Genomic DNA, 22,567 nt, shown 5'->3' on the forward strand with positions numbered 1-22,567 from the left:
CGTTCAGAAGAAGGTCGAACGGAATACAATCAATTCCATTCTGGAAGTTTTGGAGGCGTCGGATGGATCGGCTGGATGCGCTCAAACTTTTCATTCGGATCGTCGAGAGCGGGAGTTTCGCTGCGGCAGCGCGCGAAATGGGCGTGGGCCAACCGGCGGTCAGCAAGCAGATCGCGTCGCTCGAACGCCATCTCGGCGCTCAACTCGTGAGGCGCACGTCGCGCAGCATGACGCTGACCGAGACGGGACAATCGGTCTATGAAGCGGGTTTGCGCATCATTGGAGATTTCACGGAGCTCGAATCGTCCGTTGGGCGTGGCCAGCTGTCGCCGGCTGGGATGGTCCGGGTCACCGTGGCGCCGGTCTTTGGCCGGCTGTATGTGGTGCCGCACCTGCCGGCATTTTTCGCCAGCTTTCCGAACGTGTCGGTGGACCTGTCGGCAACCGAGCGGAACGTCAATCTGGTCGAGGATGGCTTCGACCTGTCGATCAAAAGCGGGCGGCTTGCCGACTCTTCGATGATTGCGAAGCATCTGGTGTCGAGTCCAGTCGTTGTCGTCGCAACGCCCGCTTACCTCGAAAAACACGGACGCCCTGAGCGACCGCAGGATCTCGCTCGACATGCCTGTGTCGTGTTCGCGCCGCTGCGCGAGCCGCGCGCGTGGCGCCTCGAAAACGTCGACGGTGCCGGCGTGCATGTGCCGTCCGGCAATTTTCACACGGGGGACGCGGAACAGATTCGCGCTGCCGTGCTCGCCCATATGGGACTGGTTCAAGCGCCGGCGTGGCTGTTTGCCCCGGAGATCGCGAGCGGTGCGGTCATCAGCGTGTTGCAGGATTTCGCGCCGGCGCCGATGCCCATTCACGCGGTTCATCCTTCAGGCCGACGATTGCCGACCAAGACTCGCGTATTTATCGATTTCGTGGCGGAGATCCTGACGGCTGATTCCGGCCCGGCCTTTGTCGCGGTCAGGACCTAACGAGTTCGGCATCGCTGCGCCGCCGGCCAATCCCAGGTCGACAAGGCTCGTCACCCGTCCGACAATGCTTGGCGAAACACGCTCGAACGGGCTGCGATCCCGGCGTCTTTTTCCAATGCGGCGAGGGTCCGGGCGGCCGTCCGCGATTTTTTTGATGCCACCTGTCCGTCAGCACGCGGCCCGCGCGTCATTGTGATGGCGGCCGATGCAATTCATCCGCCTCAACCCCATGACGGAGGCTCAAATGGAATACCTGTTGATGATCTACTCGGAAGAAAACGGCTGGAACAAGATGACCGACAGCGAGCGGCAGCAAGGCGTTGCCGCCTATCACGCGTACACCGAATCGCTGAAGAAAGCGGGGGCCCTGGTGGGCGCCAACCGGCTGCAGCACACGAGCACGGCCACCACGGTGCGTCTCGTCGACGGCAAGCCGCAGGTGCTCGATGGACCGTACTCCGATTCGAAGGAGCAACTCGCCGGCTACTACCTGATCGACGTGCCCAACCTCGACGCGGCGATGGCGTGGGCGTCGCGTTGTCCCGGCGCGGCGCACGGCGTGATGGAGGTGCGCCCGGTCTGGACCGCGCCCTACGAAGCGCCATCTGCATGAGTTCGTCCGGCGGCGCCCGAGGCGACGACGGCGCCGCGGGTTCGATTGCCGAGGCGGTCGCTCGCCGCAGCTACGGCAAGCTGGTCGCGTTGCTGGCCATGCGCACGCGCGACGTCGCCGCGGCCGAGGACGCGCTCGCCGACGCCTTCGCGGCGGCGCTCGCGGACTGGCCGGAACATGGCTGCCCCGCGAGTCCCGAAGCGTGGCTGATGACGGTCGCGCGCCGCCGGGCGATCGACGGCGCGCGTCATCGCCAGGTCGGCGACGTCGTAGCGAACCAGTTGATGATCCTCGCTGACGAGATCGACGAATGTGAGGCCGGCGCGCTGCCCGACCGGCGGCTCGCGCTGCTGCTCGCGTGCACGCACCCTGCGCTCGAGGCCGCGATTCGCACGCCGCTGATGCTGCAAGTGGTATTGGGACTGGAAGCGAAGACGATCGCGTCGGCGTTCCTGATGTCGCCCGCCGCGATGAGCAAACGCCTCGTGCGCGCGAAGACCAAGATCCGCGAAGCGGGCATTCCGTTCAGCGTGCCGGAGCGCGAGGAGTTGCCCGGCCGTCTCGACGCGGTGCTCGAAGCGGTCTATGCGGCATATGCGGAAGGTTGGACGGACCCGGTCGGCGGCGATACCGAGCGACGCGACCTCGCCGACGAGGCGCTGTATCTCGCGCAACTGCTCGTCGAGTTGCTTCCAGACGAACCGGAGACATTGGGCCTGCTCGCGCTGATGCTGTTTGCGCAGGCACGGCGCGATGCCCGACGCGATTCGGCTGGCGACTACGTGCCGCTGTCGGCCCAGGACCCTGCGACATGGAACGCGCCGATGATCGACGCCGCGAACGCACTGCTGAGGCGCGCCAACGCGTTCAACGCAATCGGGCGCTTTCAGCTGGAGGCCGCGCTGCAGTCGGCGCATGTGGATCGCTGCCGCACGCGTCGTCCGAACTGGGGCGAGATCGTGCAACTCTACGATGGGCTGCTCGCGATTGCAGCGTCGCCGGTGGTCGCCGTGAATCGCGCGCTCGCAGTGGCCGAACGCGACGGCCCGCAGGCGGCGCTCGATGCGCTGGCGCCGTATGCGGACGATCCGCGGCTGGCCGACTACCAGCCCTACTGGGCCGCCCGCGCGAATCTGCTCGCGCGTGTCGGCGCGACGGCGCAAGCACGCGACGCGTACGATCTGGCGATCGGCCTCGAGCGTGATCCGGCCGTGCGCCGGTTCCTGCAACGCAAGCGAATGGAGCTTGCAGCGGCGAGCAGCTAGCGGCGCCATCGTTCTCGAAGGGGCCGCGAGTCTATTCGTTATCTTCTGGATTCGTATGCCATTCGCACTGCCAGACCTGTCAGGACGCTTCCCATCAGCCAGCGCTGTACCAATAGCCACAGGGGGCGTCCTGATAGGAACGTCGATATCGATCCGGCCATCATCGCGATCAGCGCGTTCACCGCGAGGCTGATGGAAATCTGAACGCCGCCGAGCGCCAACGATTGGGTAAGAACACTGCCATGTCCAGGCGTAATGAACTGGGGCAGCAGAGACAGATACATGATGGCGATTTTGGGATTCGCGAGGTTAGTGATAAATCCCATGCTAAAGAGCTTTCGCGGAGTATCGACCGGTAAGTCGCGCACTGCGAACGCGGACCTTCCGCCCGGTTTGACGGCCTGCCAGGCGAGATAGAGAAGGTACAAAGCGCCGCCGAAGCGCAGCGTGTCATAGGCGTACGGGACCGCAAATATAAATGCGGTAATACCGAATGCCGCGCAGAGCATATAAAACACAAAACCCAGCGCAACGCCTCCCAGGGAAATGAGTCCCGCGCGTCTACCTTGGCAGATTGATCGTGAAATCAGATAAATCATGTTCGGCCCCGGCGTTAAAACCATTCCCAAGGCCACGAGGGCGAACATCAGCAAATGTGCTGGATCAGGCATAACCCATCTCCATGGATAGTAGGTAATGCCCAGGCGCGCGGCGGCTGTCGACCCCATGCTCCACGATAGTGCTCTATCTGTATGCGCCAGTCACATGGGAGCGAAGATTATTGCACACAAGAAAAATGCTTTGCGGTCGGAGGAACAGTCGCTCGCGCTTATATAAACATCTCGAACGGCTGAATCCGACCTCAAGAGAGGCTAACCGTCGACTGAAATCGCAGGCTGCATTTCGACTGCCACGTTGGCGTTCCTTTTAAATGGAACCACCGCCAGCACCGATGCAAGTACCATCAGACCTCCGCCAAACCATGCCGAGCTGGAGAGATGCTCACCGAGCCAGATGTATGCGAAAAGCGCACCGAACGCGGGCTCGCTTCCCATCAGCAAAGCGACGCGCGTTGGGTTGCTGCGCTTGACGGCAAAGTTCTGTGCGAAGAATGCGAACAACGTACAGGCGAGCACGAGATAAGCGATGCTCGCCCAGAACTCACCGTGCCCACTGAGCGACGGCAGCGCAGCCCAATGTCGTGACGGCAACACGAACGCCGCGAGGACACTGCCCAGTGCGACGACGCCTGCCTGCACAGCCGTCACCGACAGCGGGGCAAGTTCCGATTCGCGCATCACACGTTTGGTCACGCAAACCATCAGCGCACGCAGCAACGCGGCCAGAAGTATCAGCGCGTCGCCTGCGGTCGGAATGATCACGCCGCCGCTCACAAACGCGGCGCCCGTTAGCGACAGGCCCACGGCGATCCATTCGCCGCTCGACGGCTTGCGCCGTAGCAACACCCATTCGACCAGCGGCGTCAGCGCGACACACAGACTGATCAGGAACGCCGCATTTGACGCCTGTGTGTGCGCTATGCCGAATGTCTCGGCCAGAAAGATGCTGAGCAGGATCACGCTGGAGCCGAGCACACCCACCAGGGCGGACGCTTTGACGTGCCGGAGCGAGCGCAACGCCGGCGACAACACGACGAACGTCAGCCCGAAGCGCAACGCCAGCAGACCAAGCACGGGATAGATCGCGAGTGCGCCTTTCACGACCCCATAACTCGTGCCCCACACCATCGCGACCGCAAGCAGCATGAGGTCGGATATCCATAACGCGTTCTTAGGCTTCGACATGACGGACCTTCAGTTTTCAATCGGACGGCCCATTGTCGGATATTGCATTGAAAACTATAATCCAGCGCGGCGGAACATCTTTTATGTTTGAAATGCACAAATGCGTGCTGCGGGTGCGAGGATCGCGATGAATCCCAATGAACTCTTTGCGTTGCTACCCGATATGGCGATGTTTGCGAGGGTCGTCGACGCCGGCAACTTTTCCATTGCGGCGCGGCAGCTTGGCAGCACGCCCTCGACCGTGAGCCGGCAGATCAAGCGTCTCGAGGATTCGCTCGGCACGCGGTTGCTGGAGCGCTCGACCCGCAGCATCCGTTTGACGGATTCGGGCGCGCAGATATACCGGTATTGCCGGGATATGATCGGCGCAGCGTCTGGCGCCGTCGACGTCGCCGGACAAGGGCTGGGCGATCCGCGAGGCAAGGTCAGCATCAGCGCGCCGATTTCGTTTGCGCGATCCGTCATCCATCCGCTTGTGCCCGAATTTCTGCGCAAGTGGCCCGACGTGGATGTCCAACTGGTCTTTGCCGACCACGAAGTCGATCCACTCCGTGACGATGTCGATCTGGTGATCCGACTCACGCGTTCGCCTCCGCAAGGCCTTGCCGCCCGGCAACTCGGAGCGGTCAGATGGGTGCTGTGCGCGTCGCCTGCCTATCTCGCGGAACGAGGCACGCCGGCCGAGCCGCGCGACCTCGCGCGGCATGCATGCATGTATCTGGGCGAGACGGTCGACGACAATCGATGGCATTTCCGCCGCGGCTCTGAAACCCAGTCGGTCGAAGTGAAGGGGCGCTACATCGCCAACGATACGAGCGCTCGACTGGATGCCGCGCTGCATGGACTCGGCATTGCGAACTTGCCCGATTTTGTCGCGGCGCAGGCGATTTCCGGGGGTGGCATCGTCCGGGTGCTGAGCGACTGGGAGTTCGAAGCGCGTCCCTATATGGGACCGGTCTGGCTGCTTTATCCGCCGAATCGATTTTTACCGTCGCGAGCACGTGCGCTCATCGATTACCTGGTGAGCCACCTGCACGATGCGGACGCCGGATGACGAATCGCGGAATTCGGCTTAAGTTGCGTCACTCGTCAGATTAGTATGCATTCTTCAATCGACATTCGGGAGAAGCTTCAATGGCATCCAGCAAAACTCTGCTCATCACCGGGGTCAGCAGCGGCTTTGGCCGCGCGCTCGCACAGGAAGCGCTGGCGGTGGGTCACAAGGTCGTCGGTACGGTGAGAAGTGACGAGGCAAAGCGGGAATTCGAGTCGGCATTCGCGAATGCCGCGTGGGCGCGTGTGCTCGACGTGACCGACTTCGACGCGATCGACGGCGTCGTGGCGGAAATCGAGGCCAGCGTCGGACCAGTCGATGTGCTGGTCAACAATGCCGGCTACGGCCACGAGGGCATCATGGAGGAGTCGCCGCTCTCGGAAATGCGCCGACAGTTCGATGTAAACGTATTTGGTGCGGTCGCCATGATGAAGGCCGTCCTGCCTTTCATGCGTAAGCGCCGCCGCGGCCACATTCTGAATATCACCTCGATGGGCGGCTACATCACGATGCCGGGAATCGCCTATTACTGCGGGAGCAAGTTTGCGTTGGAGGGCATCTCCGAGGCGCTTGGCAAAGAGGTCAAGTCCTTCGGTATTGCCGTGACGGCCGTGGCGCCGGGCTCATTCCGCACTGATTGGGCTGGTCGCTCGATGACGCGGACCCCTCGCTCGATTCCGGACTACGACGAGATTTTCAATCCCGTCCGCCAGGCCCGCGAGCAAAAAAGCGGCAAGCAATTGGGAGATCCCAGCAAAGCGGCGCGCGCCATGCTGAGCGCCATCGCAGCGGATCATCCGCCCACGCATCTTTTGCTCGGTAGCGACGCACTCGGGCTCGTTCGAGACAAGTTATCGGCATTGAACGCGGAAATCGGTGCGTGGGAGGCGACCACCGTGTCGACGGATGGCTGATGACGGCCGCGGCGGAGAGTCTTTCGTGTTTCAAATCCGCTCGGCAAAGAAGCGCAGTACCATGAGAAACGAATCGAACGCCGGGCACATCCGTGCCCGAACGTGTAGCACCTCGCTAGCCAGGGGGCCTGCCATGATCGTTTATCACACCGTACCCGATTCTTCGGTCATCGAAATATCCGTCGAAGGCAAGATCACCGACCACGAACTGCGCGAAGCCATCGAGCGCATGCGTGGTGATCTCGAACTGAACGGTAAGACCCGCGTACTTGAACGCATTGAGCATTTCAGCGGCATCGAGCCGAAGGCGGTGTGGACCGACCTGACGCTCGGCGTCCCGCTCGCCCGCAAGGTCACGCGCGCCGCCGTGGTGGCCGACGCACGCTGGATTCACGCCTCGATGCATCTGGCGCGGTTTTTTACCAAGGCTGAAATCAAGGCGTTTCGCGTCGACGAGCTGGAACTGGCGCGAGCGTGGATCAATGCGTGAAGGTCGCCTGCAGCCGGGGGTATCGGGCAAAGGCCGGCCATGAAGAGTTAGCTGCGTCCCTAACGCGAATGACGGCTGACTCTATAAAACCGGCCCATCGCGCTTCACGTCTGCGACCCTCTTCAAGGAGCTTCGCAGACGGACGTCGTCCCCGATGGGCGCTCTCGTCTGAATCATGCAAAATGTTCGGCATCCAAGATGCGGAGGCGGGCCCGTGGGCGTTAATTTCGACCTGAATGACTTGCAGGCATTTCGTGCGGTGGTGGAGCTGGGAAGCTTCCGAAAGGCCGCCGAGGCGGTCAGTATTTCCCAACCGGCCTTGAGTCGTAGGATCGAAAAGCTCGAGGAGGCGCTCGGCGTGCGTCTCTTCGAGCGCACCACGCGCAGCGTCACGCTCACCACCGTCGGCCGTGTGTTCGCCCCGAGCGCGGAGCAACTGCTTGATGATCTCGACGTCGCGCTGCTCGGCATCCGCGATGTTTCGTCGAGCCGCCTGGGTCATGTGACCATCGCATGCGTGCCTTCGGTGGCCTACTACTTTCTGCCGAACGTCATCGCAAGCTATCATCGCCGCTTTCCACGCATCAGGGTCAAGCTGCTGGATTCGAGCGCGAACGAGGTGCTTGGCGCAGTCATCAGCGGCGAGGCTGATTTCGGCGTGAGCTTTATGGGCAGCCAGGAGTCGGATCTCGAGTTCAAGGTGCTGCTGCAGGAGCGGTTTGTTGCTGCCTGCCGCCGTGACCATCCTTTTGCGCGCAAGAAGCGCGTGACCTGGAACGAGCTTTACGAGCACGAGTACGTCTCGGTGGACAAGACTTCCGGTAACCGCCTGTTGCTCGACCAGGCGCTCTCGGCCGTGGCGCCGCGCGTGCCGAGCGTCTGCGAGACGCGTCATGTCACAACCATGCTTGGGTTGATCGAAGCGGGGCTGGGTGTCGCCGCGGTGCCGTCGATGGCTATGCCCGGACATGACCATCCCATCCTCACGAGCGTGCCGCTGGTCGAACCTGTGGTGAAACGACGCGTGGGAATCGTGACACGTCGCGGACGACCGCTCACACCGGCCGCGCAGGAGTTTCACCGGACCATCATCGAGATGAAGCGCGGCGGCGTCGCAGGCAGCGATGCCGTGGGCGATCACGTGACGACAAAAGAGAAGACGAGAAGGAAGTCCGCATCGTGAGGTTGGCAAGATGGCGTGTCCGGCAGCGGACTGGTCGCGCTCGTCGCGACGCTCACCGTGATTCCGGATTTGCCCGTTGCCGGCGTGGCGCTACTGGTGGGCATCGACCGCTTCATGTCCGAGGCACGTGCCCTTACGAGCGTAATCAGCAACGCCTGCGCAGTGATCTTCGTTTCGTTGTGGGGAGGCGCGTGCGATCGTGCACGTCTCGCGCAGATGCTCAGGGCGGCCGAGCCAGACCGCCCCGACGGTGCCAATCACCCCGCGACGGATACCCCGCGTGACGGGAAGGCTGCCTGAGGTAAGGCCTATCCTGGTTCTGCCTCAATGCGCGGAGACCGAATCGAGCCCGGTCGATTTCACATCTGCTTGTACATCGGGTGAAGCGAGATAGTCGAGGAGCGCCTTCGCTTCCTTTGGATGCTGCGCACCGACGGGGATGCCGGCGGCGAAGCGCGTGACAGACTGCAGAGACTCGGGAATCTTGCCGACGAAGGTCGCGCCCGGGACGGGCAGCAGTTCGCTCACCTGCTGGAAGCCGATTTCGTAATCACCATTCGCCACCACCGATGCCACTGGAACCCGCGGGATCATCTTTGCCTTCGACCTGATCTGATCCTCGATGCCGAGCTTTTTGAACAACTCTCGCTCGATATAGACGCCGCTCGCACTGTCCGAGTAGGCGATCGACTTCGCATGCAGCAGGGTCTGCCTGAGGCTTTCGGCCGAGCCGATGTCGGGCTGCGCCGCACCTTCGCGCACGACCATGCCGATGCGCGAATCGGCCAGCTCGACCCGCGATCCGGGGATGACCTTGCCTTGCTTGATCAGCTCGTCGAGTGCGTAGCCGACCATGATGACGGCGTCCGCAGGCTCGCCACGCTCGAGCCTGTTGGGGATCGCTTCGGGCGATTTGCCCATCGACGGGCCGAGCGCGGTGTCTAGTGTATTGCCCGTTTGCGACGCGAACCTGGGGCCGAGCACCTTGTACGCGGCGGTGAAGCCGCCCGAGCTCATGACGTGCAGGTCGGCGGCCTGCACGTTCGCCGCAGCGGCCGAGGTTGCGACGAGCGCTGTCGCGCAAAGTTTCAGAAGCAGGTTTCTCATGATCGTGGTCGTGCGTGGTTGCGATGGGTGCGGGAGCATGCGGGACGGAGGACGCGCTTCAGTGCGCCGGAGTCAGCGTCACTGCACGGCGGCGATAGAGCGCGAACGTCGCCAGAAGGGCGCATGCTGCTGCGAAGCTCATCCAGTAGCCGGGTGCGGCCTTGTCGCCGGTCATGTGAATGAGAGCCGTCGAGATCGCGGGCGTGAAGCCTCCGAACACGGCTGTAGCGAGGCTGTAGGCGAGCGAGAAGCCTGCAACGCGTACCTGCACCGGCATCACTTCCGTGAGCGCGACAACCATCGCGCCGTTATAGATGCCGTACATGAACGAGAGCCAAAGGAGGACGAGCAGCATGTTGACGAAGCTCGGCGCGTGAGCAAGCAGCGACAGTGCCGGGTATGCGGTCGCGATGGCTAGCACCGTCATGCCGACGAGGAGCGGCCGGCGACCGATCTTGTCGGAGAGCGCCCCGCCGATCGGCAGCCATACGAAGTTCGACACGCCGACACACAGGGTCACGAGCAGACTGTCGGCGGTGCTCAGGTGCAGGACCGTCTTGCCGAAGGTCGGCGCGTAGACCGTGATGAGGTAGAAGCTCGTGGTGGTCATCGCCACGAGCATCATGCCCGCGACCACGACGGCCCAGTTCTGGATCAGCGTGCCGAGCACTTCCTTCATGCTCGGACGATGCTGGCGCGCCTTGAACTCCTGCGTTTCCTCCAGATTGCGGCGCAGCATGAAGATGAACGGCACGATCATGCAGCCGACGAAGAACGGTACGCGCCATCCCCACGCGGCGATGGCCGGTACGCTGAGCCATTGATTGAGCGCGAAACCGAGACCCGCAGCGACAACGATCGCCACCTGCTGGCTCGCGGACTGCCAGCTCGTGAAGAAGCCCTTGCGGCCGGGCGTGGCCATCTCGGCGAGATACACCGAGACGCCGCCCAGCTCGGCTCCCGCCGAGAAGCCCTGCAGCAGCCGCCCAAGCAGCACGAGCGCGGGTGCCAGAAGTCCGATCGAGGCGTAACCAGGTACGAACGCGATCAGGATGGTCCCGCTTGCCATGATGGCGAGCGTGACGATGAGGCCCTTGCGGCGGCCGACGTCGTCGATGTAGGCGCCAAGCACGATCGCGCCCAGCGGCCGCATCAGAAAGCCGGCGCCGAAGACGGCGAAGGTCATCATCAACGAGGCGAATTCGCTCTCGGCGGGAAAGAAGACGTGGGCGATCTGCGTGGCGTAGAAGCCAAACAGGAAGAAGTCGAACTGCTCCAGGAAATTCCCGGCCGTTACGCGAAAAACCGCAGCGGCCTTTGAATGTCCGGTCGAAGGGCTAGACGAAAGGTGCATCGAGATGTCTCCTGAAATCCGGAAAATACGCGGTGGTCCGGTCGATTGTGGTTTTGGCAATGTTCGCCCGGGGCCGGCAAAACGATAAGTGCAATTTTCGGAACGATTGATGTTCCATCGTTATCAATCGAGACCTGCCGACACCACCGCGCCTTGCAACGCGAGCACGCGGCGGCGGCCGTCACAGGCCCCTGGTTACGCCACGAAGTGGCACTGGGAAGCGGCTGTACGTGTGTCCATATTGCGTCCGCGGTTCGGGTGGTCGTCGATTTCCGCGGCGCAGCCGAGCATGCGCGGATAGAGAAAGATCGTTAACGCGGCCGTTTCGAGATCCGTCTCGCTGAGCTCTCCGCGTCTGAGCGGCTTCCACAGCATCTTGAGCAGCAGCGCGGCGATCGCTGCGTCGACATTGACGCAATAGACGTTGCGCGATACTCCGGCGTTGAAAAGCGCCTGCGCGAGCACGCGGTAATACGTATGAAACACGTTGTACTCGCCGCGGGCTGCATAGAGGTTGGCGATGAAGATTTCGCGCGGGTCGTGATTCACCCGCTTGTCTTTGAAGACCGGATGATTGACACCCGGAAGTTTGGCAATGTCGAGGCTGCCCACATGTTTCTTCTAAGGCTTTGGCATCCGCCTGGCGGTTACCTGCCGCAACGCGTCGAGAAACCGGGAAACAACCGGGGCTGCCGTATCTCCGTCAAACGCAAATTCGACGTCGAATCGTTCGGCGACCTCCTCGAGTGGGATCAACCGAACCGTCGGCGGGCAAACTGCAGACAGACTCTCCGGGACGAACGCGCATCCCATTCCGGCGGCAACGAGACCGATTAACGTCGGCACGTCGCTGCCGATCTGGGTCACTTGGGGCGTAAAGCCTGCGCGCTCGCATTGGGCAATCAGGAAGCGATGGTGGGTGGCGGAGCGACGCGGGTCAAACCAAACGAATGGCTGGTCGGCCAGTTCAGCCAATTTGCCGGGCCCTTTGCGTCGGCGCCCCTGCGATGCGGGAATGGCGAGAACGAAGCGGTCGCTGATTAGCACTGCGCTCGACAGGTATGGAGCTTCGTCGCGGCGCCACGCCATGATGCCGCCGTCCAGTTGCTTGTTCGCAATCGCGGCTACCTGTTCTGCTGAAAGCATCGGCGAAACGGAAACCTTCACGTCCGGGCACGATGCCCTGAAGGCTTTAAGGGCGCAGGTGACCACGGGCAAGCCAAGATAGCTCGGCAGCACACCCAGGCGAAGCTCGCCAAGCTGCCCCGCCGCACACCGCAAGGCGCGCTCGCGGCTTGTCGTCAGGTCGGCCAGAAGCTGTTTTGCATCTTGGAAGAAACTCGCGCCCGCTGCAGTCAGTTCCACGCCTTTCGATTTGCGTGCCAACAGCGGCGTGCCGATCGCCTCCTCGAGTTCTCGAATTTGTCGGGACAACGCGGGTTGAACGATCCCCACGGATCGTGCGCCGGCCATCACGCTTCCAGCCTCCGCGACCGCTACGAAGTAGCGGAGATGACGCATCTCGACGTTGCGCATACCGAATTCACCACTTGGACAATATACTTAATAAGTATAGCTATCTGACGGAGATAGTATTTGCAAGCATATCTCATACTGCTTACGATATTTCCGTCCAGAGCCAACTGCCGCAGCCTGAACGACAATCTTCCTGAATCTGCTTCGCTCCATGCCGCTCCACATCGAAACCCCTTTCGTACGATCCCAGTTCCACTCGCGCAGACTGCAAAAGAATGTCTGGCTCAAGATGGAGGCCATGCAACCCACGGGTTCGTTCAAGCTGCGAGGCGTCGGCGCCGTATGCGAGTCACAGCTTGCGTCCGGGGCGCAACGCCTGGTGTCCTCGTCGGGCGGCAACGCGGGCATCGCGGTGGCGTATTGCGGTCGCGAACTGGGCGTGCCCGTGGTTGTCGTGGTTCCCGAGAGCACTTCACAGCGGGCACGCGACCTCATCCGGCTCGAGGGTGCGGAGATGATCGTGCATGGGGCGACGTGGGCGGAAGCGAACGACATGGCGCAATCCCTTAACGGTCCTCAATGCGCCTTTGTGCATCCGTTCGACGATCCTGTCTTGTGGCGCGGGCATGCGACCATGGTGGATGAAATTGCCGTGACTGGACCGAAGCCGGATGCCGTTATCCTGGCTGTTGGCGGTGGAGGGTTGCTATGCGGAGTGGTAGAAGGGTTATGGCGCAATGACTGGTCAGACGTTCCAATCATTGCGGTGGAGACGGAAGGAGCGGACTGTTATGCCCGTTCCGTTGCGCAAGGGCGGCCGGTCGAGCTTTCCGCCATATCGAGCATAGCCACCTCGCTTGGTGCCAAACGGCCGTGTGACAAGGCTCTCGAATGGACAGCCAAACACGTAATCCGCAATGTTGTCGTGCCCGATGCGCTAGCGGTCGCGGCAGCACTGCAGTTTCTCGACGAGCACCGCGTGGTGGTCGAGCCCGCATGCGGAGCGGCGCTTGCCGCGCTTCACCTGGACCACCCGACGATCGCTTCAGCGTCTGACATTGCCGTCATCGTCTGCGGTGGCGTCACGGCATCGGTCGATCAATTGCGTGCGCTGGCTACTTCGATCGGTTGAGCCATGCAGCCATGCCCGCTTGGGGTCGCGGACGCATCCGCCGCTGCGGAAGAAGCGTGACTTCCGTACCCCATAAAGACTCCACACAAATCGAAAATCCAGGCGCGATCGGCATAACACCCCAACCCAACAATCAGACTCACGTATACCGAGCAAGAAACATATCCGCCGCCGCTTCCGCGATCCGCTTCTGCTCGTTGGCATCGAGCGGCACTTGCCCCATCGCCACTTGCGGCCAGAAGGCAAAAGCCTTCACGAGCCCCTGCAATTGCAGGGCCGCGAAGACGGGATCATCGGTGCTGATGCGGCCGTCCGCGGCGGCTGCCCGGACCCACGCCGTCAGATCTTCCTCGCGTTCCCCCATCCGGGCGACCATGTCGCGCGCGCGCTCCGGTGAATGGATGCCGGCCGCGATCGCCACCCGTGCAAGCGACAAAAAGTTCTCGTCGTGCAGCAGCCGCAGCTTGCGCTCCAGCAGATCGAGCAACTGCGCGCGCAACGGTTGGTCGGCACGATAAGAGGGCGCATCGCCGTCCTGGCTCGCGTCCCACAGTTGATGCAGGATCGCCGCGAAAAGGGCTTCCTTGCTCGGGAAATGGTTGTAGACCGTACGCTTCGAGACGTCCGCGCGGGCGGCGATGCGGTCCATGCTGGTTGCGTCATAGCCGGCCGCGAGGAATTCCTCGATCGCGGCGGCGACGATCGCGATGCGCTTTCGGTCAGTCAGACGTTGGGGACGGGCATTGGATTCCATCCAACGATTTTACACTGACCAGTTTACTTTTCTCGAAAATAAACTACACTGCCGAGTGTACATTTTCTTCGGAAGGTCAACTTCATGACGTCGCTTCCCGCCTATTTCCGCCGAATGCTCGGCGTAAACGCCGCACAGCGCAGCCGCGCGAGGTTCAGCCAGTCGCCGCAGCATGACGGCGAGCGCTTCCGCAACGTCAAGCCGCGTCCGGCGGAGAGCCTGCGCAAAACGCTCGGCCTCGCGTGGACGGTGCTGTTCAACAAGCCGCGCGGCACGGCGCCGGCCGACGCGTTGCCGGTCGAAACGCTGACGCGCGCGCAACTCGATGCGGCGCCCGACCGCAGCCTGTACCGGCTCGGTCATTCGACGATGCTGCTGAAGTTGCGCGGCAAGTTCTGGCTGACCGATCCCGTGTTCGCCGAGCGGGCGTCGCCGTTCCGCAATCTCGGTCCGAAGCGCTTTCATGCGCCGCCGATCTCGCTCGACGATTTGCCGCCGCTGCACGGGGTGATCCTGTCGCACGATCACTATGACCATCTCGACCGCGAAACCGTCCTGGTTCTGGCGCAGCGTACCGAGGTGTTTCTGACGCCGCTCGGGGTCGGCGACCGGCTGATCGAATGGGGTATCGACGCCGCGAAGGTCCGGCAGTTCGACTGGTGGCAGGGCACCGAGGTCGAGGGCATCGAGTTCACCGCGACGCCCGCGCAGCACTTCTCCGGGCGCAGCCTGTTCGACGGCAATCACACGTTGTGGGCGTCGTGGGTGATCGTCGATGACGATCTGCGCGTGTTCTTCAGTGGCGACACCGGCTACTTCGATGGTTTCAGCGCGATCGGCGAGCGCCACGGACCATTCGACGTCACGTTGATCGAAACCGGCGCGTACGACGCGATGTGGCCATACGTTCATATGCAGCCCGAAGAAACCGTGCAGGCGCATATCGACCTGCGCGGCCGCTGGCTCGTGCCGATCCATAACGGCACCTTCGACCTCGCGATGCATCGCTGGCAGGAGCCGTTCGAAAGGGTGACGGGGCTGGCGCTCGCGCGCGGCGTCGCGCTGTCGACACCGCGCATGGGCGAGCGGCTCGATCTGGCTGCGGTGCATCGCGGCGAACGCTGGTGGCGCGGCGTTGCGCAAGCCGTCGTTGCGCCGAAGGCCGCGTGGCGGATGTGCGCGTCGCGCGGGGTCGAGGGAGGGGAGTCTTCCTGAGGTCGTTAGCTAAGCCACGTCTTTGCGGCTGGCGACAGCGCCGGAGCGGACCTGTCGGCAGCGGCGCCCAGGTGATTTGCACAGCACGATTCGCTATATCAGGGGCGGTTGAAACACGTTAGTCTCCCACGAGCGTGGCCACTTAATTCTTCAGGTCGGCGAGAATGCGTTCAGCAAGAAAATCGCATACTGCTCGTTTCGACGCGGCACTTCGCGCCAGCACCACTTCAAGCGTGCCGATCTCCGGCAGGCCGTTCGCGGCGCCCAGCAGCGAGAAGTGAGCCGGTACCGCGCACTTGGCCAAAGGGGTCACCGCGAGTCCGGCCTCGGCCATCGTCAGCAGACCCAGCAGACTCGGACTCTCATACGAGGTTCGATACGTGATGCGTGCGCGCTCCAGGCTCCGGATGGCTTTCTCTCGCGCGACGCTGCCGGGCAAGAACACGGCGATGGGCAAGGGCCTTTCGCGCCAGATCTCGGTCGCGCCTGGCGAGGCGGCCCAAACCATCGGTTCGTGACGCAGGAACTCGCCGTGCAATCCTTTCACGCGCGTCGCGCAGACGAGATCGACCGTGCCGTCCTTCAGCATGGGTTCGAGCGCAACGCTCGGCAGCCCCACCACCTGAATCTCCACCTTGGGATAGGTCGCCGAGAATTTCTTGAGGATCGGTGGGAATAGAGACGTCGCATAGTCGTCCGGCACGCCGATCACCACGCGTCCGGTCACGTCGGGCCGGACCACCGCCGCCCATGCTTCGTCACGCAGCGCGATCATCCGTCGGGCGTAGGTCAACAGCATTTCGCCGTCCTGCGTCGGCACCACGCTGCGAGGCTTGCGCACGAACAGCGCCTTGCCGAGCGCCGTCTCGAGCGTCTTGATCTGCATGCTCACCGCCGATTGCGAGCGATGCACGACCTGGGCCGCGCGACTGATCGTGCCGGCGTCCGCAACCGCGATGATCATCGACAGCACGTCCAGATCGAGCGCTTTCATTTCCGTTGCCATGATGGTTGATATCAGAAAAGTAGATCGATTCCATCAATATTATGCGATTTTCTTTTGCCAGCACAGCATCGATAGTGTCGGCAAAGGAGCACTGAGATGAATGCACGTACCAGTCCATCGATTCTGGCCTCCGCCTATGGCGGGTCCGCGCCGTCGTTCGTGACCACCGCGTCCAGCGTTGCCATCCCGTACGTCGAGTCCGGACGCGGCGAGCCGATGGTGTTCGTGCACGGCTCGCTGTGCGACTTTCGCTATTGGGACGCCCAGATGGCCTCCCTGTCCGGCCGGTTTCGCTGCCTGGCGCCGAGCCTGAGCCATTACTGGCCGGAGGTCGATGCGTTTGGACATAGCGACTTCAGCTGGGAGACGCACGTCGAGGAAATTGCCGGATTCATCACGGCGCTCGACCTGGCTCCCGTTCATCTGGTCGGCCACTCGCGGGGCGGATGCGTGGCATTCCATCTTGCGCGCGAATATCCGCGCCTCGTCAAAACACTGACGCTGGCCGATCCCGGCGGGCCGCTGCAAACCGAACCGAGGGGGCAGCCCGCGTACATGCCGCCGGCGACCAACGTGTTGCGCGCCCGTGTCGCGGAACTGATTCAGCGGGGCGAGTTCGACGCCGGCCTGTCGATGTTCGTCGACTCCGTGAGCATGCCGGGGTTCTGGAACAAAAGCCCGGAGAGCTTTCGTCGCATGGCGCTCGACAACGCGCTCACGCTGCCGAAGCAGTTGCTCGATCCGCTTCCCGCCTACACGCCGGAAGCCGCGCGCGATATCAAGTGCCGTACGCTGTTGATCGATGGCCAGAAAAGTCCCCGCATGTTCCGCAATACGGTCGACAAGCTCGAACAGTGGATCGAGTTTGCCGAACGCGAGACGATCGACGGTGCGTCGCATGGGATGAATGTCGCGCGACCGGATGCGTTCAACCGGGCGGTCGCGACCTTCGCGGCGTAGGCGTAGCCCGGCCGACATCAGAATGCTCGGCGGCGCGCACGTTGCCCGCGCGCGCATCGCCCGCCGCTCAGTGTTGAGACACGGCCAGCAAGGTATCGATCTTGTGATCCTGGGCCAGCAGCTCAGCCGCCGTGCTCGCATGAATGACCGAGCCGCGCTCGAGCACCACGGCGTTGTGCGTGATGCTCAGGGCCTTGCGCGCGTTCTGCTCGACTAGAATCACCGACATGCCCTCGTCGCGGATGATCTCCGACAGGATGCGCATCAGGTCCTGCACGATGATCGGCGCGAGACCTTCGAGCGGTTCGTCGAGCAGCAACACCTTGGGATTGAGCATCAGCGCGCGGCCGATGGCCAGCATCTGCTGCTCGCCGCCGGACAGCTGGTTGCCCATATTGGCCCGGCGTTCCTGCAGGCGCGGGAACATCCTGTAGACGCGAGCCAGATCCCAGGGACCGGGCACGGCGATCGCGGTCAGGTTCTCTTCGACCGTCAGCGACTTGAAGATATTGCGCTCCTGCGGCACCCAGCCAATGCCGGCCAGCGCGCGCTGGTGCGGCTTGAAGCCGGTGACGTCCTTGCCATCGAGCCAGATTCGGCCGCTAAAACGCCGCGTGTGGCCGACGATGCTGTTGATCAGCGTGGTCTTGCCCGTGCCGTTGCGGCCAAGCAGCGCGAGCGCCTGGCCTTGATCCAAGGCCAGATCGATGTCCATCAGGATCCTGGCTTCGCCGTATCCCGCGACGATTCCCTCCAGCTTCAGCAATTCAGGCATATTCCCCTCCAGCCAGCTCCTCGCCCAGATACACAGCCTTCACGCGAGGGTCGCGGGCGATCTCGGCGCATGCGCCCTCGGTGAGCAGACCGCCGCTCACCAGCACCGAGATGCGGTTGGCGAAGCTGAACACCAGGTCCATGTCGTGCTCGATCAGCACGATGGTTACGTCGTCGGGCAACGCGGCGACCGTATTCAGAATCTCGCGGCGTTCGCCGTCGGGAACCCCGGCCACCGGCTCGTCCAGTAGCAGCACGCGCGGCTTGGCCGCCAGCGCCAGCGCGATTTCGAGCAGACGCTGCTTGCCGTAGGGCAGCACGCGCGTTTCGCGATGCATGACGTCGAGCAACCTGCACTGTTCGAGCAGCGCAGCGACTTCGTCCATGACTTCGCCGCGCCGGCCCAGCGCGCGCCAGAAGCGCGCGCCGAGACCATCGCGCTCCGAGATCGCAACGGCCAGCGATTCGGCCGCCGTCATGTGCTTGAACAGCTGGTTGATCTGGAACGTGCGGACGAGCCCCGCGCGAGCCCGCTTGTGCACGGACAGCGACGTGATGTCGTGGCCTTCGAGCTCGATGCGGCCCGACGTCGGCGACAGCACGCCCGTCAGCTGATTGATCAGCGTCGTCTTGCCGGCGCCGTTGGGGCCGATCAGCGCCTGGCGGGCGCCTTTCTCGACCGCGATCGACACGTCATTGGTCGCGACGAGGCCGCCGAAGCGCTTGACCAGCTTGAAGGTCTGCAGTGCGATCGTCATGCGCTGCCTCCGCTGCGACGGAACCACGTCCACGGACGCACGAGCCGCTCGTGACCGACGATCACGATGATCACCAGCAGCAACCCGATCCAGAACTGCCAGTATTGCGGCGTGATGTCGGCCAGGCGGTCCTGCATGAACCTGAATACGACCGCACCGATGATGCCGCCATACAGATAACCCGCGCCGCCGATCATCAGCATCAGCAGCACGTCGGCCGAGCGGTGGAAGTCGAGCACGTCGAGCGATGCGAAGCCGGTGGTCTGCGCGAGCAGGGCGCCGGCCACGCCCGCGTACGCAGCGCTCAACGTGTAGACGGCGGTGCGCCGCAGGTTGACCGGCACACCCATGGCCGCCGCGCGAAGCGGATTCTGGCGGATCACCTGCAGCGACATGCCGAACGGCGACTTCACCACCGCGCGCGCGACCACGAACAGCACGAACAGCGTGACGATCGAGTAGGTGTAGGCCGCCTTGCCGTAGAGGTCGAACTCGATGTGACCGAACAGCGGCACCATCGGCACGCCCGTCATGCCGTCGGCCCCGCCGGTGAGCCAGCCCAGCTTGTTGGCGAGTTCATGCAGGATCGAGGCCACGCCGAGCGTCACCATCAGGCGCGTGAGGTCCGAGCCGCGCATCACCAGCACGCTGGTGACGAGACCCGCCAGCGCCGCGACGCCGCACGAGAGCAGCATGCCCAACAGCGGATCGAGATTGAAATACTTGGCCAGCAGCGCAGCCGAATAGGCACCGAGACCGAAAAAGGCCGCATGGCCCAGCGAGACGATACCGGTGTAACCGAGGATCAGGTCCAGCGATACCGCGAACAACGCGAGGATCGCCATCTCGTTGAGCAGCAGGAAGTTATTCAGCGGCGTCACGCAGACACCCAGGGCCGCGATCCAGAAGATGATTTCAACGGGGCGCCAGCGCGACCACTGCCTGCCCATGCTGCGAACTTCGGGCGCGATCTTCGCTGTGCCCATTTCGCTAGAAGTTGCCGACTTCATTTGCCCCCCGCCCTGACGAATAGACCTTGTGGTCGCCACATCAGGGTGATGATCATGACGCCGTAGATGATGAATGCCCCCAGATCGGGGATGTAGTACTTGCCCGCCACGTCGGCGATGCCGAGCAGCAGCGAAGCGAGCAGCGGACCGGTCAGCGAGGTCGTGCCGCCTACCGCGACCACGACCAGGAAATAGATCATGAACTTGAGCGGGGAGATCGGATCGAGGCCGAGCATGTTCGCGCCCAGCGCGCCGCCGAGGCCGGCGAGGCCCGAGCCGAACGCGAAGGTGGTCAGAAACACGAAGTTGATGTTGATGCCGAGGCCGCTCGCCGCGCGCGGATCATCCACCGATGCGCGCAGGCGGCTGCCGAACCGGGTTCGGGTCAGAATCAGCTGCAGCGCGACGACGAGTACCACGCAGACGAGGATCACGAACAACCGGTAGTAGCCGATGCCGATGCCGGCGAACACCGTGCGGCCCTGTAGCCACTGCGGCAGATTCAGGAACTGCTGGGTCGAGCCCATGAAGTAGTCGACGGTCGCGATGGCCATGAAGGTCAGGCCGATCGTGAACAGCACCTGGTTGAGCTCGGACTGCCCGTACACCCGCTTGTAGAGCGTGCGTTCGAGAATGCCGCCGAGCAACGCGGACGCGAAGAACGCGAGGGGCAACGCGCAGAAGAAGGGGACGCCCAGACGCGACATCGCGAGCACGGTGGCGTAGCCGCCCACCATGGCGAAGGCGCCGTGCGCGAGATTGACGAAGTTCATCAACCCCAGCGTGATGGCCAGACCGCTCGCCAGCACGAACAGAAGCATGCCGTAGGCGATGCCGTCGAAGAGAATGGTTAGCATGAATTTTTACCACCGAAACGCCGCGCCCCCGGCAGTGCGAGGAGCGCGGCGGGCAAGTCGGCGCATGGGATGCTGTCCGCCCTGGTTTGACGAGGTTATTTGATCTTGGCCGGATCCTTGACGGCGTCGACCTTGTCGAACGACACGTTGAACAGTTGGCCGTTCACGCGTTCGGTCCGGGAGATATACACGTTCTGGACCATTTCACGCGTCTGCGCATCGAGCTCCACCGGGCCGCGCGGGCTGTTCCATTTCTGGCCCTTCATGGCCGCCAGCAGCTTGTCGCCGTTGGTGTCGCCCTTGGTGGCTTGCAGCGCCGCGTAGATCAGGTGCATGCCGTCATAGGCGCCGACGCTGTGGAAGTTCGGACGCATGCCGGGGTTGGCTTTTTCGAAGGCGGCGACGTAGGCGCGGTTCTCGGGATTGTCGAGCGCGGCCGTGTAGTGCATCGATGTCACCGTGCCCAGCGCCACGTCACCCATCGCGTTCAGGATGTCGTCGTCCACCACGTCGCCGGTGCCGATCAGTTCGATGCCCTGTTTGCTCAGGCCGCGCTCGGCGAACTGCTTCATGAACACGGCGCCGGCGCCCGACGGCACGAAGATGAACAGCGCATCGGGCTTGAGGTCGGCGACCTTCTGCAGGAACGGCGAAAAGTCGGGGTTTGCGACCGGCACGCGCAGTTGCTCGACGACGCTGCCGCCCTCCGCTTCGAACACTTTCTTGAAGGAGTTCTGCGCGTCGATGCCGGGACCGTAGTCGGCCACCAGCGTGACCACCTTCTTGATGCCGTTCTTCGGCGCCCAACGGGCAATGCCCAACGTGTTCTGCGGCAGCGTGAAGCCCGAGCGCACGATGTACGGCGACTGCTCGGTGATCATCGCGGTGGCCGCGGCCATCACGACCATCGGCACCTTCGCCTGGGTCGCGAGCGGAGCGGCGGCGAGAGCCAGCGGGGTGAGCCCGAAGCCGGCCAGCACCGACACGTGGTCCTTGACGATCAGCTCCTGCGCGAGGCGCTTGGTGGTATCCGGGACATTGGTGTCGTCCTTCAGAATGATCTCGATCTTCTTGCCGGCGACCGTGTTGCCATGCTGGGCCATATACAGCTTGACCGCCGCGTCGATCTGACGACCCGTCGACGCGAACGGACCGCTCATCGGAACGATCAGCCCGACTTTGACCACATCGTCCGCATGGGCGAGCATGGTCGACCCTGCGAGCATGAGTGCGGCCGCGGCCTTGAGCAAAGTGCGCTTTTTGTTTTGCATTCGATTTCCTTGCTAACGAACCACGTAACAACGTTGAAAATCGGATCCCTTGTTCATCGCTGGGAGAACGCTGTGAGCGGGATCCGGCGTAACGGTTTGCGCACCCGGAGCCGAGGATTTGACAGGTCGGTTGGGAGGAGCGGCGGTCATGGAATGCGGCAGTCAGCTGCCGGTGGCTAATGACCGTGCCGTGTCTGTTCGAGGGGAGTGCGCACAGGATGGAGGCGGCCGTCGTCGGATCGGCGCGCGTGCCACTGGAGCGGCGTTCGAGCGGGTCGGGCGGATACTGCGTTGACGTCGATCATCTTGCATCCGAACATCTTGTGTCCCCTCTACGGAGGCCTCCCGATTGTGATCCGCCTGGCTGCGAACCTGTCCGGCAGTGCCGGCGGCGCAGGTATCTGTTCGTTTCCGCGTGCGCTTTTCGACTCGCCGCTGTGACGGTCGCCCCGGCGCCGCAGAAGACGTCACGCGCAGTCTTGCGCGTGAATGCGATGGCTGCGGATGGCGGGCTGGTCGAAGTCTTGTGCCTGCCGTCCGCACCCAGCACGATAAGCACGCGCGTCACCGGTTGAAAGAGCGGGTTAAC

22 protein-coding genes, 2 pseudogenes and 1 riboswitch are annotated in these 22,567 nt (G+C 63.1%); of the genes and pseudogenes, 11 read left to right on the forward strand and 13 right to left on the reverse strand.

Going from position 1 to position 22,567, the window contains the following annotated elements; translation table 11 throughout:
- Positions 1–62 precede the first annotated feature (62 nt).
- The 3 genes from EVC45_RS16710 (at position 63) to EVC45_RS16720 (ending at position 2,858) form a co-directional block, all read left to right on the forward strand.
- Positions 63–980: a LysR family transcriptional regulator gene (locus EVC45_RS16710; protein WP_129959052.1), complete on the forward strand. Its 918-nt coding sequence runs from the start codon at positions 63–65 to the stop codon at positions 978–980.
- 244 nt (positions 981–1,224) lie between these two features.
- The gene (locus tag EVC45_RS16715; RefSeq protein ID WP_062129075.1) at positions 1,225–1,593 is read left to right on the forward strand and encodes a YciI family protein; all 369 of its coding nucleotides are present in this window, start codon (positions 1,225–1,227) and stop codon (positions 1,591–1,593) included.
- The gene (locus EVC45_RS16720) at positions 1,590–2,858 is read left to right on the forward strand and encodes an RNA polymerase sigma factor (RefSeq protein ID WP_129959053.1); all 1,269 of its coding nucleotides are present in this window, start codon (positions 1,590–1,592) and stop codon (positions 2,856–2,858) included. Before EVC45_RS16715 ends, EVC45_RS16720 begins: the two co-directional genes overlap by 4 nt.
- A gap of 38 nt (positions 2,859–2,896) precedes the next feature.
- Here the strand turns inward: EVC45_RS16720 and EVC45_RS16725 are convergent, their stop codons facing one another.
- Positions 2,897–3,529, reverse strand: coding sequence for a LysE family translocator (locus EVC45_RS16725; protein ID WP_129959054.1), 633 nt, complete (start codon positions 3,527–3,529; stop codon positions 2,897–2,899).
- 20 nt (positions 3,530–3,549) lie between these two features.
- Positions 3,550–3,633, reverse strand: a riboswitch (ZMP/ZTP riboswitch).
- Between the two features lie 97 nt (positions 3,634–3,730).
- Entirely contained in the window at positions 3,731–4,663 is a 933-nt protein-coding gene (locus tag EVC45_RS16730; RefSeq protein ID WP_129959055.1) for a DMT family transporter, read from the reverse strand.
- Positions 4,664–4,790: 127 nt separating this feature from the next.
- Here EVC45_RS16730 and EVC45_RS16735 point away from each other — a divergent pair, with 127 nt between their 5' ends.
- The 5 genes and pseudogenes from EVC45_RS16735 to EVC45_RS16755 form a co-directional block, all read left to right on the forward strand.
- Positions 4,791–5,717 (forward strand): LysR family transcriptional regulator, encoded by a 927-nt coding sequence (locus EVC45_RS16735; RefSeq protein WP_129959056.1) that lies wholly within the window; start codon positions 4,791–4,793, stop codon positions 5,715–5,717.
- Positions 5,718–5,797: 80 nt separating this feature from the next.
- Positions 5,798–6,631: an oxidoreductase gene (locus EVC45_RS16740; protein WP_129959057.1), complete on the forward strand. Its 834-nt coding sequence runs from the start codon at positions 5,798–5,800 to the stop codon at positions 6,629–6,631.
- 133 nt (positions 6,632–6,764) lie between these two features.
- Complete coding sequence (locus EVC45_RS16745; RefSeq protein ID WP_129959177.1) at positions 6,765–7,121, forward strand: STAS/SEC14 domain-containing protein; 357 nt, start codon at positions 6,765–6,767, stop codon at positions 7,119–7,121.
- A gap of 214 nt (positions 7,122–7,335) precedes the next feature.
- Positions 7,336–8,304 (forward strand): LysR family transcriptional regulator, encoded by a 969-nt coding sequence (locus EVC45_RS16750; protein ID WP_129959058.1) that lies wholly within the window; start codon positions 7,336–7,338, stop codon positions 8,302–8,304.
- Positions 8,305–8,316: 12 nt separating this feature from the next.
- Positions 8,317–8,604, forward strand: a pseudogene (locus EVC45_RS16755) (cation:dicarboxylate symporter family transporter); the annotation flags it as partial.
- 24 nt (positions 8,605–8,628) lie between these two features.
- Here the strand turns inward: EVC45_RS16755 and EVC45_RS16760 are convergent.
- From EVC45_RS16760 to EVC45_RS16775, 4 genes and pseudogenes are all read right to left on the reverse strand, one after another.
- On the reverse strand, positions 8,629–9,411 hold the full coding sequence (locus EVC45_RS16760) for a substrate-binding domain-containing protein (RefSeq protein ID WP_129959059.1): 783 nt from the start codon (positions 9,409–9,411) through the stop codon (positions 8,629–8,631).
- A 58-nt stretch (positions 9,412–9,469) separates the two neighbouring features.
- Positions 9,470–10,765 carry an MFS transporter gene (locus tag EVC45_RS16765; protein WP_129959060.1) on the reverse strand — a complete coding sequence of 432 codons (1,296 nt, stop codon included), beginning with the start codon at positions 10,763–10,765 and terminating at the stop codon, positions 9,470–9,472.
- 195 nt (positions 10,766–10,960) lie between these two features.
- Positions 10,961–11,386, reverse strand: a pseudogene (locus EVC45_RS16770) (CoA-binding protein); the annotation flags it as partial.
- Positions 11,387–12,301 carry a LysR family transcriptional regulator gene (locus EVC45_RS16775; RefSeq protein WP_129959061.1) on the reverse strand — a complete coding sequence of 305 codons (915 nt, stop codon included), beginning with the start codon at positions 12,299–12,301 and terminating at the stop codon, positions 11,387–11,389.
- Between the two features lie 151 nt (positions 12,302–12,452).
- Between EVC45_RS16775 and EVC45_RS16780 the strand changes: the two genes are divergently transcribed.
- Positions 12,453–13,373, forward strand: a complete 921-nt coding sequence (locus EVC45_RS16780; protein WP_129959062.1) for a pyridoxal-phosphate dependent enzyme — start codon at positions 12,453–12,455, stop codon at positions 13,371–13,373.
- Positions 13,374–13,512: 139 nt separating this feature from the next.
- On the opposite strand, the gene EVC45_RS16785 is transcribed toward EVC45_RS16780, so the two are convergent.
- On the reverse strand, positions 13,513–14,127 hold the full coding sequence (locus tag EVC45_RS16785) for a TetR/AcrR family transcriptional regulator (protein WP_129959063.1): 615 nt from the start codon (positions 14,125–14,127) through the stop codon (positions 13,513–13,515).
- An 84-nt stretch (positions 14,128–14,211) separates the two neighbouring features.
- Between EVC45_RS16785 and EVC45_RS16790 the strand changes: the two genes are divergently transcribed.
- The gene (locus EVC45_RS16790) at positions 14,212–15,342 is read left to right on the forward strand and encodes an MBL fold metallo-hydrolase (protein ID WP_129959064.1); all 1,131 of its coding nucleotides are present in this window, start codon (positions 14,212–14,214) and stop codon (positions 15,340–15,342) included.
- Between the two features lie 142 nt (positions 15,343–15,484).
- Here the strand turns inward: EVC45_RS16790 and EVC45_RS16795 are convergent, their stop codons facing one another.
- On the reverse strand, positions 15,485–16,336 hold the full coding sequence (locus EVC45_RS16795; protein ID WP_211193431.1) for a LysR substrate-binding domain-containing protein: 852 nt from the start codon (positions 16,334–16,336) through the stop codon (positions 15,485–15,487).
- A 108-nt stretch (positions 16,337–16,444) separates the two neighbouring features.
- On the opposite strand from EVC45_RS16795, the gene EVC45_RS16800 reads away from it, so the two are divergent.
- Positions 16,445–17,308: an alpha/beta fold hydrolase gene (locus tag EVC45_RS16800; RefSeq protein ID WP_129959066.1), complete on the forward strand. Its 864-nt coding sequence runs from the start codon at positions 16,445–16,447 to the stop codon at positions 17,306–17,308.
- Between the two features lie 67 nt (positions 17,309–17,375).
- Here EVC45_RS16800 and EVC45_RS16805 read toward each other — a convergent pair whose 3' ends face one another.
- The 5 genes from EVC45_RS16805 to EVC45_RS16825 all read right to left on the reverse strand — a co-directional run bounded on the left by EVC45_RS16805 (position 17,376) and on the right by EVC45_RS16825 (position 21,978).
- Positions 17,376–18,083: an ABC transporter ATP-binding protein gene (locus EVC45_RS16805; protein ID WP_129959067.1), complete on the reverse strand. Its 708-nt coding sequence runs from the start codon at positions 18,081–18,083 to the stop codon at positions 17,376–17,378.
- Complete coding sequence (locus tag EVC45_RS16810) at positions 18,076–18,840, reverse strand: ABC transporter ATP-binding protein (RefSeq protein WP_129959068.1); 765 nt, start codon at positions 18,838–18,840, stop codon at positions 18,076–18,078. Before EVC45_RS16810 ends, EVC45_RS16805 begins: the two co-directional genes overlap by 8 nt.
- Positions 18,837–19,826: a branched-chain amino acid ABC transporter permease gene (locus EVC45_RS16815; protein ID WP_129959178.1), complete on the reverse strand. Its 990-nt coding sequence runs from the start codon at positions 19,824–19,826 to the stop codon at positions 18,837–18,839. Before EVC45_RS16815 ends, EVC45_RS16810 begins: the two co-directional genes overlap by 4 nt.
- Before the next feature lie 20 nt (positions 19,827–19,846).
- Complete coding sequence (locus EVC45_RS16820) at positions 19,847–20,707, reverse strand: branched-chain amino acid ABC transporter permease (RefSeq protein ID WP_129959069.1); 861 nt, start codon at positions 20,705–20,707, stop codon at positions 19,847–19,849.
- Positions 20,708–20,802: 95 nt separating this feature from the next.
- The gene (locus EVC45_RS16825) at positions 20,803–21,978 is read right to left on the reverse strand and encodes an ABC transporter substrate-binding protein (RefSeq protein ID WP_129959070.1); all 1,176 of its coding nucleotides are present in this window, start codon (positions 21,976–21,978) and stop codon (positions 20,803–20,805) included.
- Between the last annotated feature and the right edge of the window lie 589 nt (positions 21,979–22,567).

The organism is Paraburkholderia sp. UYCP14C, from assembly GCF_004197395.1.
Taxonomy (GTDB): domain Bacteria; phylum Pseudomonadota; class Gammaproteobacteria; order Burkholderiales; family Burkholderiaceae; genus Paraburkholderia.